The sequence below is a fragment of the Roseateles agri genome (genome assembly GCF_034043675.1).
GTDB lineage: Bacteria > Pseudomonadota > Gammaproteobacteria > Burkholderiales > Burkholderiaceae_C > KK5.
In genome coordinates this window covers 358,616-376,547 of record NZ_JAXCLA010000003.1, presented here as the reverse complement: position 1 = coordinate 376,547, position 17,932 = coordinate 358,616, and the positions used below count along the sequence as shown (strand labels likewise).

17 protein-coding genes and 1 tRNA gene are annotated in these 17,932 nt (G+C 66.2%); 6 read left to right on the top strand and 12 right to left on the bottom strand.

What is annotated here, in order from left to right; all coding sequences use genetic code 11:
- The first annotated feature begins 17 nt into the window (after positions 1–17).
- The gene (locus SNE35_RS09885; protein ID WP_320423150.1) at positions 18–986 is read left to right on the top strand and encodes a YheT family hydrolase; all 969 of its coding nucleotides are present in this window, start codon (positions 18–20) and stop codon (positions 984–986) included.
- Positions 987–1,000: 14 nt separating this feature from the next.
- Positions 1,001–1,537, top strand: coding sequence for a DUF2946 family protein (locus SNE35_RS09880; RefSeq protein WP_320422728.1), 537 nt, complete (start codon positions 1,001–1,003; stop codon positions 1,535–1,537).
- Here SNE35_RS09880 and SNE35_RS09875 read toward each other — a convergent pair.
- Positions 1,522–2,310, bottom strand: coding sequence for a hypothetical protein (locus tag SNE35_RS09875; protein WP_320422727.1), 789 nt, complete (start codon positions 2,308–2,310; stop codon positions 1,522–1,524). The two genes, SNE35_RS09880 and SNE35_RS09875, sit on opposite strands and share 16 nt — an antisense overlap.
- A 101-nt stretch (positions 2,311–2,411) precedes the next feature.
- Positions 2,412–2,981, bottom strand: a complete 570-nt coding sequence (locus SNE35_RS09870; protein WP_320422726.1) for a c-type cytochrome — start codon at positions 2,979–2,981, stop codon at positions 2,412–2,414.
- A gap of 184 nt (positions 2,982–3,165) precedes the next feature.
- Between SNE35_RS09870 and SNE35_RS09865 the strand changes: the two genes are divergently transcribed.
- Positions 3,166–3,241 (top strand) — tRNA-Arg (locus tag SNE35_RS09865).
- 57 nt (positions 3,242–3,298) lie between these two features.
- Here SNE35_RS09865 and SNE35_RS09860 read toward each other — a convergent pair.
- From SNE35_RS09860 to SNE35_RS09840, 5 genes are all read right to left on the bottom strand, one after another.
- Positions 3,299–3,838: a hypothetical protein gene (locus SNE35_RS09860; RefSeq protein ID WP_320422725.1), complete on the bottom strand. Its 540-nt coding sequence runs from the start codon at positions 3,836–3,838 to the stop codon at positions 3,299–3,301.
- A 93-nt stretch (positions 3,839–3,931) separates the two neighbouring features.
- Positions 3,932–5,122 (bottom strand): HPP family protein, encoded by a 1,191-nt coding sequence (locus tag SNE35_RS09855; protein WP_431312731.1) that lies wholly within the window; start codon positions 5,120–5,122, stop codon positions 3,932–3,934.
- A gap of 11 nt (positions 5,123–5,133) precedes the next feature.
- Positions 5,134–5,667 carry a chorismate--pyruvate lyase family protein gene (locus SNE35_RS09850; protein WP_320422724.1) on the bottom strand — a complete coding sequence of 178 codons (534 nt, stop codon included), beginning with the start codon at positions 5,665–5,667 and terminating at the stop codon, positions 5,134–5,136.
- Positions 5,668–5,676: 9 nt separating this feature from the next.
- On the bottom strand, positions 5,677–6,492 hold the full coding sequence (gene proC / locus SNE35_RS09845) for a pyrroline-5-carboxylate reductase (protein WP_320422723.1): 816 nt from the start codon (positions 6,490–6,492) through the stop codon (positions 5,677–5,679).
- Positions 6,493–6,514: 22 nt separating this feature from the next.
- Positions 6,515–10,033, bottom strand: a complete 3,519-nt coding sequence (locus SNE35_RS09840) for an L-glutamate gamma-semialdehyde dehydrogenase (RefSeq protein ID WP_431312730.1) — start codon at positions 10,031–10,033, stop codon at positions 6,515–6,517.
- Positions 10,034–10,129: 96 nt separating this feature from the next.
- Here SNE35_RS09840 and SNE35_RS09835 point away from each other — a divergent pair, with 96 nt between their 5' ends.
- Together SNE35_RS09835 and SNE35_RS09830 are read left to right on the top strand one after the other, a co-directional pair.
- Positions 10,130–10,612: an Lrp/AsnC ligand binding domain-containing protein gene (locus tag SNE35_RS09835; RefSeq protein WP_320422722.1), complete on the top strand. Its 483-nt coding sequence runs from the start codon at positions 10,130–10,132 to the stop codon at positions 10,610–10,612.
- Between the two features lie 719 nt (positions 10,613–11,331).
- Positions 11,332–12,135, top strand: a complete 804-nt coding sequence (locus SNE35_RS09830) for a hypothetical protein (RefSeq protein WP_320422721.1) — start codon at positions 11,332–11,334, stop codon at positions 12,133–12,135.
- A gap of 83 nt (positions 12,136–12,218) precedes the next feature.
- Here SNE35_RS09830 and SNE35_RS09825 read toward each other — a convergent pair whose 3' ends face one another.
- From SNE35_RS09825 to SNE35_RS09815, 3 genes are all read right to left on the bottom strand, one after another.
- Complete coding sequence (locus SNE35_RS09825) at positions 12,219–12,377, bottom strand: hypothetical protein (protein ID WP_320422720.1); 159 nt, start codon at positions 12,375–12,377, stop codon at positions 12,219–12,221.
- A 162-nt stretch (positions 12,378–12,539) separates the two neighbouring features.
- A complete protein-coding gene (locus SNE35_RS09820; protein WP_320422719.1) occupies positions 12,540–13,937 on the bottom strand; it encodes an RES family NAD+ phosphorylase in 1,398 nt (465 codons plus the stop codon).
- A 61-nt stretch (positions 13,938–13,998) separates the two neighbouring features.
- Complete coding sequence (locus tag SNE35_RS09815; protein ID WP_320422718.1) at positions 13,999–14,979, bottom strand: SH3 domain-containing protein; 981 nt, start codon at positions 14,977–14,979, stop codon at positions 13,999–14,001.
- Positions 14,980–15,090: 111 nt separating this feature from the next.
- On the opposite strand from SNE35_RS09815, the gene SNE35_RS09810 reads away from it, so the two are divergent.
- Positions 15,091–16,212 (top strand): hypothetical protein, encoded by a 1,122-nt coding sequence (locus tag SNE35_RS09810; protein WP_320422717.1) that lies wholly within the window; start codon positions 15,091–15,093, stop codon positions 16,210–16,212.
- A gap of 49 nt (positions 16,213–16,261) precedes the next feature.
- Here the strand turns inward: SNE35_RS09810 and SNE35_RS09805 are convergent, their stop codons facing one another.
- Positions 16,262–16,783, bottom strand: a complete 522-nt coding sequence (locus SNE35_RS09805) for a lipocalin family protein (protein ID WP_320422716.1) — start codon at positions 16,781–16,783, stop codon at positions 16,262–16,264.
- 478 nt (positions 16,784–17,261) lie between these two features.
- On the bottom strand, positions 17,262–17,906 hold the full coding sequence (locus SNE35_RS09800) for a hypothetical protein (protein ID WP_320422715.1): 645 nt from the start codon (positions 17,904–17,906) through the stop codon (positions 17,262–17,264).
- Between the last annotated feature and the right edge of the window lie 26 nt (positions 17,907–17,932).

The window sequence follows — 17,932 nt, the reverse complement described above, 5'->3', positions numbered from 1 at the left end:
TGCCCTTCCCGTCCTCCATGCAGTACCACGCGCCGCTCTGGCTTCCCGGCGGCCACGCGCAGACCATCTGGCCCGCGCTCTACGCCCGACGCAACGACGACACTCCGCTGACCCTGCGCCGCGAGCGCTGGACCACGCCGGACGGCGATTTCGTCGACACCGACCGGCTCGACAGCGCCACGCCCGACGCGCCGCTGCTGGTGCTGTTCCACGGCCTGGAAGGTACGGCCGAGAGCCAGTACGTGCAGGCCTTCGGCACCGTCGCGCGCTCGCGCGGCTGGGCCTTCGCGATGCCCTACTTCCGCGGCTGCTCGGGCGAGCTGAACCTGGCGCCGCGCGCCTACCACTCGGGCGATTTCGAGGAGATCGGCTGGATGCTGTCGCGCCTGAAGGCGACGCATGCCGGGCCCATCGTCGCGGCCGGCGTCTCGCTGGGCGGCAATGCGCTGTTGCGCTGGGCGCAGGAGGCCGGCGACAGCGCGGCAGCCACGGCGCGGGCCGTCTGCTCGATCTGCTCGCCGGTGGACCTGACGGCCGCCGGCCACGCGATCGGCAAGGGCTTCAACCGGCTCGTCTACACCCGCATGTTCCTGAAGACGATGGTGCCCAAGGCGCTCGCCAAGCTGGCGCAGCACCCGGGCCTGTTCGACGGCGAGCGGCTGCGCCAGGTGCGCGACCTGTACGAGTTCGACGACCTGTTCACCGCACCGCTGCACGGCTTCCGCGGCACGGACGACTACTGGTCCCGCGCCTCGGCCAAGCCGCATCTGCAGGCGCTGCGCATCCCGGCGCTGGTGCTGAACGCGCGCAACGACCCCTTCGTGCCCTCGTGGAGCCTGCCTCGTCTGCACGACGACGTGGGGCGCTTCGTCACGCTGTGGCAGCCGGCGCAGGGCGGCCACGTCGGCTTCCCGGCCGGCCGGCCGCCCGGCCACGTGTTCAGCATGCCCACGCAGGTGTGCGACTGGCTCGCGCAGGCGCTCTGATCAACAATCCGCCGATGGATGACATCGTCAAGGCCGCGCTGAAGAAATGGCCCAACGTGCCGCACTGCTACGGCTGGCTGGCGCTGGACGCGCGCGGCGACTGGTACATGCGCGACGAGCGCATCCAGCACGCCGGCCCGTTTCCGCAGGTCAAGGGCAGCCGCATCAACCACGAGAAGCTGCGCGAGTTCATCGAGCGCAACTACGACCACGACGAAGACGGCTGCTGGTTCTTCCAGAACGGGCCGCAGCGCGTCTACCTGCAGCTGGAGGCCGCGCCGTGGATCTGGCGGCTTGACCAGCAAAGGCTGGCCGAACGGCGCGTGCAGAGCCACACGGGCCTGAGCACGACCGTCGACGGCTGCTGGCTCGACGAGCAGGATCGGCTCTTCCTCTCGACCCCACTGGGCCTGGGATTGGTCCACACGGTCGACATGCTGTGGGCCGCGCAGGCGGTAGACCAGGGCTGGTGGACGCCGGAGCCCGCGATGTTCGCCGAGCTGCTGGCGCGGTATCGCGTGGTGCTGGAACCTATTCAGCGCGGCCGATAGTCGGGCAGTTCGCGCAGGCGGCCGATCGCCGTCCACCAGGCCTCGACGATCTCGCGCATCTCCGGCGCCAGCGGCTTGCGGACGACCGTGTAGAAGTCGCTCGTGAGGAAAGCGCGCGGCAGCATCACCAGCGGCGCCAGCGCCGGGTCGTGCAAGGCGAGCTCGACCTCCTCCTGCAGGCTCACCGCCAGGTCGATGCGCCCGGCCATCACCTTCTGCATCAGCTGGGCGATCGTCGACGAGGTGGCATCGACCTTGAAGCCCTGCGCCTGCAGCCGCTCGTACGCAGCGGGCATGCCCAGGTGCGTGCCGACGAGGACGCTGTCCGGCGCCTTGCTGCCAGCCAGCGCATGGCCGTTCCAGTCGAAGGCGGCGTCCGCCCGCGCGACCCACACCAGGTTGATGCGCGCCAGACGCCTGCCGGCGTCGACCGCGCCTGCCTTCATCGGGAACTCGAAGCGCGCCAGGTTGCCGGGTGTCGGGCTGGCCAGCAGCGCATCCGCGCTGTCGCTGTCCATCATGGCACCGCAGCGCTTCATCGGATAGCGCAGCAGTTGCACGCTGAGCCCCACCTGGCGCCCGGCGTCCACCAGCATCCGCTCGGCGACGCCCAGCCGCACCGGGTCGGCATTCAGGTAGGGCGGCAACAGGAGATCGGTGACGCAGACCCGCCAGGTGCGGGCCGACGGTTCGTGAGCCGGCTGTGCCGCAGCTGCTGTGGCGACCACCAGCATCGGCAAAGCGCGCGCGATCATCCGGACGAGACGGCCCATGTGGGCGGAGCATAACGTCCTGCCTCAACGGTCTCCAAGCTTGCCGGGCGGAAACAAAAAAGCCGACCCGGTGGGTCGGCTTGCTGAGTTGGCTCGGTCGATCAGTTCGACGCTGCCGACGCTGCAGCGGCCGGAGCCTTCGGCTCCTCGAAGCTCGCGCCGCCATGATTCGCCATGTAGACCACCGCGCGGGCGATCTCGAAATCGCTGAAGTCGCCGCCGCCCTGCGGCGTCATGTTGCCCTTGCCCTTCAGGGCCGAGTGCAGCAGTTCGTCGAAACCGCTCTTGATGCGCGGGCCCCAGGCCGCGGCATCGCCGAACTTCGGAGCACCGACGGCGCCGGTGGCGTGGCAGGCCGAGCACTGGGCCTGGAACACCTGCTCGCCGGTCTTCATCGACGCGACGTCGTTGACGTCCTTCACCTCGATCGCGCCGACCGGCTGGATGCGGGCCGCCACGGCCTGGCCTTCCAGCGCATCGCTGCCGGCCGAGGGCTTGGTCTCCGAGGACACATAACTCGCCAGCATCACGATCACGATCACCGGCACGATGATCGCAAGACCCACGGCCCACGCCAGCTGCTTCGGCGTGCGGATCGGACCCTCATGGCCCCCTTCATGGTCTTCATGCAAGCTGTCGTGAGAGTGCGCGTGATCGTGGGTTCCGCTCATGAAATCCTCTTGGCTGGCGTCGGCAGGTTGTCTGTCTGTATGTCTGGCTTTGGAACTGCTCGTGAACGCACACTGCCGGAGCCCCGTTCGACGACAGGGCCTCCGCAAGGCGCAAAACCAGCGGATTATATCTGTGGGTCGCCCGGCCACACCCCGGGGCACTGCTAGAATGCGCGCTGTTGCTGCGCCCGTAGCTCAATGGATAGAGTACTGCCCTCCGAAGGCAGGGGTTGTTGGTTCGATCCCAACCGGGCGCACCACAAAGATCAAGCGCAAAAGCCACCCAAGGGTGGCTTTTTTGTTGGCCGCTGAGCGCCTTACGCCCCCTCCACCCCATCCTTCACCAGCGCCTTGCTGCCGGCCCGGCGGGCGCGGGTGGCGGCGCGCTGGTAGGCGGCTTCGGCTTCGCCGCGCAGGGCCACGGCCTTGGCGAGGGCGGCGTGGTACTTCTCGGGGGTGTAGGTGTTCTCGGTGCCGATGTAGACGCTGCGGCCGCGCGGCGGGGAGCCGTAGCAGGGCAGGGAGACGGCGAAGCTGCAGTCGCGCACGCGGCTGCCGGCGCGCTGGCGCACGACCGGGCCGGAGATGCCGACCGGCAGGCCGCTGGTCTTGGTGCCGCTGGGGCGGCGCTGCAGCCGGGACGGTGCGGGCGCCTTGGCGATGCGGGCCTGCAGGGCCTTGACGGCAGCGGCCAGCGCTACGGCGGCGCCGCTACCGTCTTGCGAATGATCCGAAAAAAGCTTGGTGCCGTTGTAGCGGACTTGCCAGCCGTGGGTGGACTGGTGGTCGATGCGCTGAATGCACTGCGGCACTTCGAAGCGCTCGCCATTGAAGATGGTGACCTGGCGTGTCTTCATGAGATTCCTGTGTCTACTGCTGTATGGAACCTCCCTCGAGCGGCCAGTTTAGGGGCGCATCCCGGGCTTGCGACACTCCGTCGGAACTGGGAATTAGGGGGGGCCTAACGTCGAGGATCGACGGCTGATCGCGGCCACCAGATCGGACTGCGTCAGGATGCCGACGAGCCGCGCTTCCTGTCCCACGATCGGGATGTGATGGTGCCCCGTCGAGGCGAACAGCGGCACCAGTTCCGACACCGGCCGATCGGCGCTGAGCACACGCACCTGGCGGGTCATGATCTGGCCGACGACTTCGGCCTTGTCGGAATTGGGGCCAGGTGTTGCCTGCAGAAAGCCGCGTAGCCGGCTGGCGAAGCCTTCATGCTGGTCCAGCGGCGCGGCGCGCATGAAGTCGGCCAGGGTCACGATGCCGACGACGCGATTGGCGCGATCGATCACCGGCAGCGCCTTGATGTTGTAGCGACGCAGCATCTCCCAGGCTTCCTGCAGCGGCGTGCCGAACTGAACGGTCTTCGGCTCGGCAGACATGATGTCGGCGCAGCGCAGGGTGCCGAACTCGCGCTGGTAGGCGCGCAGCTCGGCCGCATGCAGCAGCTCGCTCAGCTGATCGCGGGGGACATCCAGCACCTGGTTGTAGCGGGCCAGCACGGCGTCGAGGTCCTGTTCCTCGAAGCGCGCCGCGACGGGCTGGCCGGCCGGCGCGGGCGGCCGCGGCACGTGCGGGTAGCGGCGCCCGGTGAGGTTGTTGTAGGCCATGCCGGCCGTCACCAGCACCAGCGTGTTGACGAGCACCGGGAACAGTGCGAAGCGCCAGTCCTGGATGTTGGCCATCACCATCAGCAGCGCCGCCGCGCCGCCCGGCGGATGCAGGCAGCGCAGCGCGAACATCACCATGATCGCGAGCGCGACGGCAAGCGCCGCCGAGACCGGGTTGCTGCCCAGTAGCACGCAGCAGGCGATGCCCACCAGCGCCGACAAGGTGTCGCCACCAACGACGGACCAGGGCTGCGCCAGCGGGCTGGCCGGCACGCAGAACACCAGCACCGCGCTGGCGCCCAGCGGCGCCACCAGCCAGACGGCACTGGGCATCAGGTGCGTGGCGATGCAGAGCTGCGCGAGCAGCGCCGTCAGCAGCATGCCGATGCCGGCGCCGACGGCGGCCCGCAAGCGCTCGCGGCCGTCGACCTGCATCCGCGCCGGGCGCAGCGCGCGCCACAGCAGAATAATCGGGATGGGGGACGTCGCCTCGGATGGCGGCGATGAAGATGTGGGCGTCGACATGACGCTGATTTTCAGCGGAGTCTGGGCACCCGCTCCAACCCGGGCGCGAACAACTCCATCACCCGCAGCTCCGCACCCCGGCGGCAGAACACCGAGTTGCGCGACCACAGCATCTGCGGCGACGCGGGCTCACCGGTGGCGGCCAGCCACTGCCGGCACATCTGCCGACGCGTGTGGCCGTAGCGCGCCAGGCGGCGCGGCTGCAGCTCGCTGCGGGTGACGCGCGGATCGTCGTAGAGCAGATGGCCCAGCGGCTTGGCGCCCAGGCCCCGCACCGCCTTCCACGGGCCGGCCAGCGAGCGCTGGTGCAGCGATGAGCGAGCCCAGACCAGCGGCCGGCCGTCCACCCACAGGATCACCTCGCGCACGACCGTGCAGCCGCGGCCCGGCAGGCCCAGCGCGTCGCGCTCCGGCTTGCGGAACGGGGTCAGCCGTTGCCGCAAGACCTGGACCTCGTAGCGCTCGCCCAATGCCGCCAGGCGCTTGCTCAGCGAACCCGGTGCGCGCAGCCAGTCGCGCAAGCTGTCGCGGCTTGCTCGTCCCATGCGTGGATGTCAGCCGCCGAACTCGTCGCCGAGTTCGCGGGCGCGGACTTGCGCGGCTTTGACGGCGCGCTGGACGGCCTCGCCGACACCATCGGCCTGCAGGCTGGTGATCGCTGCATAGGTGGTGCCGCCCTTGGACGTGACGCGCTCGCGCAGCACCGTCGGCGATTCGCTCGACTGCAGACCCAGCGCGGCGGCGCCGCCGCAGGTGGCGAGCGCGAGCTGCCGGCCCTGCTCGGCCGTCAGGCCCATCTCGACGGCGGCGGCCATCATGGCCTCGACGATGTAGAAGAAGTAGGCCGGGCCCGAGCCCGACAGCGCCGTCACCGCGTCGAGATCGGCTTCTTGCCCGACCCACAGGCTCGTGCCGGTCGGCGCCAGCACCTGCTCGACCAGCGCCTTGTCCTCGGCCGACACGGCCGTGCGCGCGAACAGCCCGGCGATGCCTTCGCCGATCAGCGCCGGCGTGTTGGGCATCGCGCGGACGACGCGCTCGCTGCCGGTGGCGCGGGCGATCGCATCGCTGCGGATGCCGGCCATGACCGACAGCTGCAGAGCGCCACCGATCACGCCGGCGCAGGGCCCGGCAGCTGCGGCGAACATCTGCGGCTTGACGGCCCAGACCAGCAGGCCGGCGTCCGCCAGGCTCGCGTCGGCGGCGGCCAGCGCATCGATGCCGAAATCGGCGCAGAGCTTCTGGCGTTGCGGCTCGAAGGGCTCGACGACGGCCAGCGAGGCGCGGGGGTGACCGGCGCGCAGCAGGCCGCCGATGATCGCGGAGGCCATGTTGCCGCCGCCGATGAATGCAATGCGAGGAAGTGCCATGGCGGTCAGTGTAGGTTGAGCGTCAGTGGGTACCTGCGAGCAAGGCCGCATTGCCGCCGGCCGCCGCCGTGTTGATCGTCAAAGTCTGCTCGGCCGCGAAACGGTAGAGCTGGCGCGGATGGCCGGCCGCCACGATCAGCGGCAGGATCGCACCGGGCCGCGCGGCCAGGCGCTGCTGCAGTTGGTGCAGCAGTTCCGGCGCTGCGGCAGGAACGGCCAGGCCGGCGAGGCCCGCGTCGTCCAGCACGCCGTCCAGCGCGGACTGCGGCAGCAAGGTCAGCGCCGCCGCCGGCAAGCCGGCCTTCAGCAGGACCTGGCGCTGCGCCTCCGCGCTCATGTCGGTCAGCCAGGCCACGCTGTTGCCGGCCAGCAGAGCCGAAGCCACGGCCGGCAGGCCGGCGCCGTCGGCCAGCACGGCGATGAGGCCGCGGGCGTGCTGGCGCAGCGTGTTGCTCTCGCCGGTCGGGCCCGGCAGCTCCTGCTCGGCGAACTGGCGCTCGGCGGCATCGGCGATCGGGGCCAGGCCGGCACGGCGGATCGCAGCGGCGCGCTCGGCCAGCGGGGTGGCGGCCCAGCCGGCGTCGGCCGCGGGCAGGCGGGCGGTGCTGACGCTAGCCGTCGCCACGTCGGCCAGCGGCGCACCGTCCAGCACTGGCTCCGCGCAGAAGCGCTTCAGGTAATTCGGGCCGCCGGCCTTCGGGCCGGTGCCGGACATGCCTTCGCCGCCGAAGGGCTGCACGCCGACGACCGCGCCGATGATGTTGCGATTGACGTAGACATTGCCAATACGGGCCTTGTCGGCCAGGCGCTGGGCGCGGCTGTCGATGCGGGTCTGAATGCCCAGGGTCAGGCCGTAGCCCAGCGCGTTGATGCGCTCGACGACGGCATCCACGTCGTCCTTGAAGCGCACGACGTGCAGCACCGGGCCGAAGATCTCGGCACCCAGCTGTTCGACGGCCCGGATCTCGAACGCGACCGGGCGGATCTGGCGCGGCATCGTGTCGTGCACCGGTGCCTCGGCGATCAGCGTGGCCTCGCGCTTCAGGCGCTGCACATGGGCGCCGACGTTGGCGAAGGCCTCGTCGTCGATGACCGGGCCAACGTCGGTTGCCAGGTCTGCGGGCAGGCCCACCCACAGCTGTTGCAGCGCGCCGCGCAGCATCTCGATCACGCCGTCGGCAATCTCGTCCTGCACGCACAGCAGGCGCAGCGCCGAGCAGCGCTGGCCGGCCGAGCGGAAAGCGCTCTGCACCACGGCATCGATCACCTGCTCGGGCAGCGCGGTGGAGTCCACCACCATCGCGTTCAAGCCGCCGGTCTCGGCGATCAGGGGCAAGACCTGGCCCTCGCACTTCGCCGCCAGCGCGCGGTTGATGATCTGCGCCACGGCGGTGGAGCCGGTGAAGCAGACGCCCGCAGTCTCCGCATGGGCCACCAGGCCGGCGCCGACCGTCTCGCCCGCGCCGTGCAGCAGCGCCAGCGCGTCTTGCGGAACGCCGGCCGTGTGCAGCAGCTCGACCATCTTCAGCGCCACGAACGGGGTCTGTTCCGCGGGCTTGGCCGCCACCGTGTTGCCGGCCACCAGCGCGGCGACCACCTGGCCGGCGAAGATCGCCAGCGGGAAGTTCCAGGGGCTGATGCAGACGAAGACGCCGCGGCCGTTCATACCGGCCGCATCCGCCTCGGCCTGGTTGGCGTAGTAACGCAGAAAGTCGACGGCTTCGCGGACCTCGGCCACGCAGTCGGCCTGGGTCTTGAACGCTTCCTTGACCAGCACTGCGCAGAACTCGGCCAGGCGCGCGTCCAGCGCATCGGCGGCGCGGCGCAGGATGGCGGCGCGCTGGCTGACCGGCGTGGCGTTCCAGGCCGGGAAGCCGGCGGCCAGGCGCTGCATCGCGGCATCGACCTCGCCGGCGCTGGCCTCAGCCATCGGCGGCACCTGGGTCGTTTTCAGCGCTTCGTGGATCGCCACGCGCTGGGCCGGCACGGTGAGGTCCGCGCCGGTGGAGTTGGCGCGGCCGGCGCCGTACAGCTCGCGCGGGAGCGGCTGCGAGCCGCTGCGCTGGATCTCGTCCAGCGGCGAGCCGAGCAGCTCGGGCACCTGCACGTTCACGTCGGCCAGCTGGTGGACGAAGGACGAATTGGCGCCGTTCTCCAACAGGCGCCGCACCAGGTAGGCCAGCAGATCGCGATGCTCGCCCACCGGCGCGTAGACGCGGCAAGGGATCGTGCCGTCCTTCAGCACCTCGCGGTAGACGCCCTCGCCCATGCCGTGCAGGCGCTGCATCTCGAACGGCGCCTTCGCATCGCGCGCCATCTGCACGATGGCGGCGATGGTGCCGGCGTTGTGGCTGGCGAACTGCGGGTAGATCACATCCGCGTGCTCGATCAGGCGCTTGGCGCAGGCGAGGTAGGAGACGTCGGTGTGCTGCTTGTGCGTGAAGACCGGGTAGCCGGCCAGGCCCAGCTCCTGGGCGCGCTTGATCTCGCCGTCCCAGTAGGCGCCCTTGACCAGGCGCACCATGAAGCGCAGGCCGTGCTTGCGTGCGATGGCGGCCACCTCGTCGACCACCTGCAGCGCGCGCGTCTGGTAGGCCTGCACGGCCAGGCCGAAGCCGCGCCACTGCGGGTAGGCGCCGGCGATGCGGGCGGCCAGCGCGTCCAGCACGTCCAGGCTCAGCTCCAGCCGGTCGACCTCCTCGGCGTCAATCGTCAGGTTGATGTTGGCGGCGGCGGCCAGTTCGATCAGCTCCCAGACGCGCGGCAGCAGCTCGACGAACACGCGGTCGCGCTGCAGCACCTCGTAGCGCGAGAACAGCGCCGAGAGCTTGATCGAGATGCCGTCGGCGCCTTCCGGCGACTCTGCCTTGCGGCCGCCGGCGATCGCCTTGATCGCGCCGATGTAGGCCGCCTGGTAGCGCTGGGCATCGTGCTCGGTGCGGGCGCCCTCGCCCAGCATGTCGTAGCTGAAGCGCAGCATGCCCTGCACGCGGCGCGCCGACGCAGCTTCATCCATCGCCTCGCGGATGTTGCGGCCCAGCACGAACTGGCGGCCCAGCAACTGGATCGCCCGCACCGTGGCGGCCACCACCGTCTGCGCGCCCAGGCGCTTCAGCAGGCCACCCTCTTCCTCCGAGCCCGGCAGGAACTTCTTCGACAGCGAGATGGCCGTGGCGGAGATGCTGGCGAGCATCTTGTGCGGGCCTTCAGACGCGCCTTCGAAATCGGCACGGCCCAGCTGGTCGGCGGTCAGCGCGATGGCGGTCGGCGCATCGGGCACGCGCAGCAGCGCCTCGGCCAGGCGCATCAGCGCGAGGCCTTCGGACGAAGTGATCGGGTACTCGCGCAACAGCGACTCCATCGCCCAGAACGGAGCCGGGTTGGCACGCACCTGCTCCACCCAGGGCGCGGCCTGGGCGATCACGGCCGGCCAGTCCAGCGAGGCGCGCACGCCATCGGCCAGCGTGCTCACGACGCCGATCTCCTCACGGTACGGATCCGGCAGACGGGGGATTTCGGGCAACAGGGCGAAGGCGGTCATGGCGAAGGCGTCCGATTTAGTGATGAGCGGGACTGTAGGAGCGCTGTCGATGAATTAAATTCAGATCATGGCGGCACCTGTAGTGGAAAATTCGGCATGAGCAGCGATTCCCGATATGACAACGGCATCGACACGATCGACGCCCGCATCCTGCGCGTGCTGCAGGCCGACGGGCGCATCTCCAACCTGAAACTGGCCGAGGCGGTGCACCTATCGCCGACGGCCGTGCTCGAGCGCGTCAAGCGCCTCACCCGCGAAGGCTACATCCTCGGCTACGAGGCGCGGCTGAATCCCGAGAAGCTCGGCCAGTCGATGCTCGTCTTCATCGAGATCCTGCTGGACCGCACGGTGCACGATGTGATGGACAACTTCAAGGCCGCCGTGCAGGCCCGCCCCGAAATCCTCGAGTGCCACCTGGTCGCCGGCGGCTTCGACTACCTGCTGAAGACCCGCGTCGCCAGCATGACCGCCTACCGCGAGTTCATCGGCAGCGTGATCTGGACCCTGCCGGGCGTGCGCGAGACGCGGACGTATGCGGTGATGGAGGAGGTGAAGAGTACGACGGCGTTGGCGATTTGAGGCCTTAAGTGCGCTCGCGATGGTTCAGGTCAAAAACGTACTTAACCGAGTCAAAACGTTCTTAACCAGGGTCACGGCAGGTCAAAAAATCGAGCGGTTCTTAACTCGACCCCCAAATCCCCCGAACTTGGCGAGTCAAAGAGGTTCTTTCCTCTTATGACAGGCACCAAACCCCCCCTGCCCGGCACGGCACGGCACCCTCATCGCCGCCAACCAGCCCATTTCGGCCGTCCCCAGCCTCAATCTCCGGCACGTCCCACTACTCCGCTCAGCGCCTCCCTTTCGGATCAACGCTTTACGTCGCTTCGCCGACCTTGCCGCGGAAACCCCAAAACGGCAATTCCGCGCATCGGTCAAACTGGTTCTTTCTCAAAACCAGCGCCAGCAAAAGCGCCAAATCGGACGTCCCGGTCAGCGACTCGCCATCGCTAACTCTGCCCCATTTGCAGCTTCGCCGCCAGCCTTTCGACTAGCGGAACGGCCTCCGCTGTCCTCAGAGTTGAACGCCGTGCTCAAGCCGACTCGAAAAGCGCTCTTTATGGCGCTCATGTCATCCCAGGCCTGGAAGTACGCCCTCGATCCTTCCCAACACGGCCGGGCGGTCCGATAAGCCACAAAGCGCCGGGTATCCGAACCGCCCGCAATCTCGAGTTTTCGGATACCGACAGCCAGCGCCCCCAGCACTACGCTCCGTTCATCATGAACAGCCAGGACAGGGAATGACCAAACCGACCTCCACCCAACTCTGCGAAGACGTCCTCAGAGAGGGTATCGAATACAACATCACGCACAACATCTGGCCGAGCCTGAACGCCATCGCCGCACGCATGCTGGCGCGCAGCACTGAGCTGACCGATGCCTACGAAGAGCTGGCGGAGAAGCTTGACGCGCGGCACAAGGGGCTCAACGTGTTCTTCGACGTGCTGCTGGGGGCCACCTACCTGCGGAACCCGGTAGCCACGGCACAGTCGCGCGCTGATCGGGCCGAGCTGGTGCGGGTCAACGCCCAGATTGCCGAGGTCGCCCGAGAGCTGGCCACCCTGATCGAGCGGCGTTCAGAAATCCACAACACCACTGACTTCCACTCCGACACCCACTACTCCGTGTGCGGCGTCATCGAGGCCGCAGCTGAGAGGATTCCGCTCTTCGAGAGCTGGGTGAAGGAACCCCTGGGACGCCTCTCGTACCAATTCGACCTGAAGTATTGGCCGTCGATTGGTGACTTTGCCCTGGAACTCGCGGAGGACGCTGAGCGCGCCACGCCTGTGGCGATGGATGCCGCAGCCGCTGCCGCGACCACAGGTAAGCGGGCTTCGCCGAAGGACTTCTTCAGCGCGCTCCTCGAGAATTTGGACGAGTCGACGAGGCGGTATGGCGGCTTTCTGCCCACTGGCTTCTCGCTCACTGACCGAACCTTGGCGACCTTGGGAACTTGCGTTCTCGACCGTGGGCCGGACGAGCCGTTCGACGCCGACTACGTCAAGTCGCTGCGGCAGAAGCTGCGGCGCCAAGAGCTGGCTTAGGCCGCGGGCCCTAAACCGAACGGCCTACTCAGCACGGCCATGAACTTGCCGTGCTGAGTGGGCGCCCGCGGTCAGGTTGCGAACTACTTCGGGTTTGCGTTGCCCTTGCCGAGAGATTCGTCCGCGTACTCCTGTGCGCCATCGACCAACTCGTCCGGGGCTTCCTCGAGGCTGTAGATGCCGTGCTTTGCTAGGTACTCGCGGATGAGCTCATCGCGTGCGGTCGTACTGAGATAACCCATGATGTTGCTGCGTTTGAAAGTGGGGCACTGAGTGTGGGGCCGCCAGCTCCCAGCGTCAACAACCAGGCGGCAAGGCCGCCCCTGGCCGCCGCTACTTGTGTGCGAACCTCAGCGCGACCGCAAACTTGCCGTGCTGAGTACCCGCCGGCGGCCTCACGCGCGCTACACCAACAAGCTAGTCAGCGATATTCCCTCGCCGGCCTTGGGCAAGACGTCTACCGGCACGGCCTTGGTCGCAACGACAACTCCCTTAACTTCATGAACGCACATGGAGGCAAGGTCGATGCGAAGCGAAGGAAGCAACTGTGGCAGGGGAGGTTCTGCCGAGAAGTGGCCATCGTGAGATGACTCCGGCGGTGGCGGGTCTGGGAGCCTGATTCCCGGGTGAAAGCCTAGCGTCGCGACGTTCTGTTGAATTTCGAGGTCCCAGATCACTACCTCGGCTTCGAATGGTTCGTCAGCGCCCTCCACCTGGGCAGCCCTCGGAAACAGCACCACATTGCGCCCGTGCCCGGTCTCCGCACCGTGTACCTGAGCGGACGGGTAAAGGATGCCGCCGATAGGCCCGTCATCGCGGTCCGAAAGATAGTCGGCGATCACCTGAGTGACCAAGTAGTCGTGCTCCTGGAGCTCCGGCATAACCGGCTGAATTAGCCGCTTCGCCAGCGTCCGAAGAAAGTCCCGGCGCCCCACTTGCGCAATGGAGTCAGGATTGAAAAGGCTCTGCTGAGGGCCCAGCTGAATTTCGGCCAGTGCGCTCAAGTCGAGCAGACTCACTATGCGCGTCAGCTCAAACTCAGCCGTGACCACCCACGAACCGACTGGCGGGCGAACCTCCGCGACGGCAACCTCTACTGCAGTTGCACCATAGAACGCCGGCTGCCCCTTCGCATTCATACGACCGGCCTGGCTCACACCAGCCGGCGGCGTGCCGAGATTTCTTGCTGGGTGCGCAAGCGCGCTCTGTAGTGCCTGTTCGGTTTGAAATACGCGCGCGCGAGTCAAACTTGATATGGCCTTACCGGGCCCCGCGTAGACGATGAGAGGAGTTCCCCCGTCCGTCGACGACGAATGCAAGTCGGCGAAGACGTCATCAAGGACCGCAATCGCTTTGCGGTTTACATAGCGAGCTTCCTGGCGCAGGCTAAGCTCCATCTCCCGCCACTTGCGGCTAACCTCAAAGTGCTGACCGGAATGGAGTCGGAACCATGGGTCTGCGGAGTCCTCCACATGCTTTGATGCATCTTGGGAGACCTCGTATCGCCAGCATTGCAGAGTCTCTGCGACGAGGTCCGGCAAGGCAGCGTCTTGAACCACGTTCAGCTGCCGTAGCGTGTCCATGAGGCTGAGCCCTTCCGGTGGGCGATGCTGAAGGATCACGTAAGGCGAGGTGTGAGTGGTTTCGAAGTGCTCACGAAGAACGCGCAAACAGTCGTACGCCACGTCAAGCACTTCCATGCCTAGGTCCTCGACGCCGCAATAGTCACATTTGCGCGGATCGTCGTAGGGCGCTTCACGGACGTGCGAATCCAGGATGCAATGGCAGCAGATGAAACTCATATCCCAATGATGCGGCAATGCCGATGTGGTCAATTCCTCACGAGAGGTGCTTGCCAGCCTCTCAACTGAACCGCTTCAGGTAGCGCGAGAACACCCAGCCTCGGAGCATGGCAGTCCCATCTTCATTGCGCCACTCGACCAGGGTGAAGTCCGTCCCTTTGTCGACGACATGGACGGCCTGGCCGAAGCTGAGATAACCGACGACGGGCGCCCTGGCTCCTGGGGCCGCGCGCACCATTAGCAACTTGCCCGAGCCAAGGCTCACGAAACGATAGTCGCTCAGCTGGTGGAAATCTTCGACCGCCTTGCGTGCTTCCTCCTTCACCACTTTCGTGGCTTCCTGGGGGGAACTCGTTTGCTCAAGGCGCCGCTTCACGTAGAAGTCGTTGAGCGGATTGATGGCCGACATCAACAGCGCCAGCAAGAGCGGGTAAATGAACAACCACCACCATTTTTGAAGCCTGGAGTCCTTCTGCGACTGGATCGCCGCCAGGATTTTGGTCAGCAAGGCAACGATGGTGGCTTCACCGTCGGCGTCCTGCACAAGTTGTCCAAAGGCCGCTGCCGCCTGCTGCTGCTCCTCATCGTTTGATCCCCCGGCGAACATGAGCTCCGCGGCGGCGGCATCTACGGACAAGCTCGCCGCATCCATGGTCTCCAGAAGCTGGAGGAGCGAAGGAGGGACGGCGACACCTTCCTGGACCTTCTTGAACGCTTCCGCAATCTGGTCGTACCGGGCGCGATGTGCACGCTCGAACTGCGCTTCGACGTCGGGCAGTCGCAGTCGCTCCAGCGACTCCTTGAACATCGTGTCGACGGCGCGCATCTGCTTGTTCAAGGCTTCCATCTGAGCCTTCAACTGGTCCTGCCATACGGGCATGCTCACACGCGGGTTCAAGATGCCCTGCAAGGACCTCGTAATCTGGTCGTTCAAGGCCTTGTGCGCCACTCTGATCGACTTGAAGGGGTCTTCCGTGTAGCGCCCGGTCGAGAACATCTCAGGTGAAAAACCGTCAACAGGGAGACGCGATTTGCTGGACATGCCGCCGATTGTCCACTTGGCGCGGGGGCACCTTGCCGCGAAATTGGCAGCTGAGGCGGGTCGTCCGCGGTAGGCTTCCCCATCCAACGCAATCCGCCCCAAGGACGACGAGTGGCCATCAACCTGTTCGCAGACATTGGCAAGCCCGCCAAGAAGCTCCATCCGCAGTTCGTTGCACTACGCGATCTAGCCGGATACGAGCCTGCGCGCCAGATGCTGCAAGAACTCCAGCAGCACTTCGATGACCCGGACGGCAACTTCGTCGAGCAGTTCCAGACGATGGGGTTCGATTCCAGGACGCTCGAGCTCTTCCTCTTTGCGATGTTCAAGGAGAGCGGACACGCCGTCGACCGTAGCCACCAGCGTCCCGACTTCCTCATCTCGCGCGACCGCATCACCGCAGCCGTGGAAGCAGTCACTGCTGGCGAGCCGTCCAACGCCGGCCTGCAGCAATACATGGCACTGCCAAAGGAAAAGACCCCGGAGGAACTTGAGGCCTACATCAAGCACAGCGTCCCTATCCGACTAGGCAGCCCGCTGTACAAGAAGCTGAAGGCCAAATACTGGGAAGAGCCGCACGTAGCGGGCAAGCCCTTCGTTATTGCGATAGAGGACTTCCACGAAGCCGGCTCCTTGTCCACCTCGTCCACACCCCTGGCGAACTACCTATTCGGTCAGGAGCAGCAGTGGTTTCACGACGCGGACGGCAAGCTCATCATCTCCGAGCACAAGCTCGAGTTTCACAAGAATGCAGTCAAGCAGATTCCCTCTGGCTACTTCAATCAGCCCGATGCCGAGAACGTCTCGGCGGTGCTGTTCACCAACACGGGAACGATCCCCAAGTTCCTGCGCATGGGGCATCAAGGCCCATATCGGCTTCCTGCGTTGAGCGTGATCCGCTTCGGGACCTGCTACAAGGACGACCCGAACTCGTCCATGCCGGGCATGTTCATGTATGAGGTTGGAGCTCCCGAGTTCGTCGAGAGTTGGCGCCAAGGAACCGTCCTCATCAAGAACCCGAAGGCGCTCCATCCCCTGCCAGACGGGTGGCTTGGAGCCGGACTCGAGCAAGCGCTCATCGACGGACACACCGTCACGACGTTGCATGAGCCCTTCGCTCCGTACGCCTCAATGACCAACCCGATTCTTGGCATCCCTCGGGCGAAGCTTCACCAGCTCATGGACGAACTTTGGGTAGATTTCTCCAAGGTCACACAAGGACTGAAGGTCTAGTAAATGCGGCTTCGGGATCGGGCGCGGAAGCTGCGGCTACGACGACCGTTCAAGGCTCCAGCGGCTTCGTCTGCGCCGTGCGATGGAAGGCTGTCTTGTCGTACCCCAGCTCAGCAGCACGGTCCAACAGCTTGCTCAGCGTGGCCTCGTCCAGTTGTGGCGTGCGCGATAGCACCCAGCCGTACTTGCGAGCTGGCTCACCGACGAGGACGTAACGGTACTCTGGGTCAATGTCGAGCACCCAGTAGTCGCCCTTGAAAGGCCAGAAGAACGTCACCTTGAGCTTGGCGTTCTGGCTGCCCTCAACCGGCTTGGCCTTGCCCTGGATGCTGTCTACCTCGCCATCCGCCTTGCGACACCGGTTCTCCACCTTCACGGAGCCGTTGTCAGGGGTGTAGCGGGCCTGCGTGTCGGCCACGCACTGCTTCTGAAATCGGTTGGGGATGACCGCCACCTCGTACCAGGTACCGGCATATCGCGCCAGGTCGACGCTTGGCACGGTAGGCATTGGCGCAGGCGCAGCGACAGCCATCAGGGGCGAGGCGAGCAAAGCAGCCAGCAAGACTTTCATAGAGTTCTCCCATTGAGACAAACCGGCCAACGCCGTCGTCATGATCGCAAGCGCCGACACGGCGTCCTGGCAGGCTACAGGGCAACCGAAGCTCCGGCTGTAGTCCAAAACCGCGGATGCTGGAGAGCGTTCCTGCTGGCTGCGGTTGGCGGTCCACTGTGAGCCAGCAAGGCATGGACCACCTTGGTGACGGGAGCGGTGGGCAGCTCTGCCTCATGGTGCTAATGACCAGTTCGCATCCCTCGCAATCTGCTGTAAGGGGCACGCACTTGACGTTCCGTGTGGCGGCCGCCCGTTCGGCGGCGACATCCATCATCAGGGCCACTCCGAGGCCTGTTTCAACCATGGCCGAAGCCGCCGGAGTCAAATCCGGATAACCCGTCGAATCCGAACGCCGCGGCCGTGTGAAGGCACCTTGAGCGGCAATGGCTGGTCGCGCGACCGCTCTACGGGTGACCGACGCCGGCACACAGCGGCTTCAAGCGGCCCCGGATTCCTTCAGCTCTTGCGCCTCTGAAATCGCCTCCGGAGGCAACCAGCTCAGCAGCGTTGAGTATGCGGCTGAGAACTCGGAGGTCATATGGAAGTGCGCCGCCCGGACGCCCTGCACGTAGGCATGGGAGTCCCGGTTTCGAATTGCGTCTCCTAGCAGCTTGAAGGTCACAATAACCTGCTGAGCTCCAGCGCCAGGATGCTCATCGCAGAGCGATTTCAAGGACGCGGCCATGCCCCCAATCGTCCCGTAGTTGCGGGCCGATACTTTTGCTGCCGATCCCCCCACTACGCTATCCATCCAAGCGCTCGTGGACGCAACTTCCTTGGGTGGAATTGCGAGCTTGTCCTTCATTGAAGGCACCAATTTTCCGGTCAGGATCAGGGCGCCCTTTAGAAGGAACTCCGAGCCTGTCGAGAACAGAAGCCACAGCATGATTCGCCCAAAGATCGGATGCATGGCATGGGCGGCATGCTCAAAGTCCGACTCGGAGACATGCTGAAACTTCTGCCCGGCATGGTCATAGTGGATGAGGTGAGAGGCTTCGAGAAGTGCGAGTCCGGCCGCGATCTGCCTGACCCCATCCAGATGTTCTTCAAGGGCCACCACTATGGCGGAAGGCTTAGACACTTCTGGCTCCTTTAGGCTTCACGTTG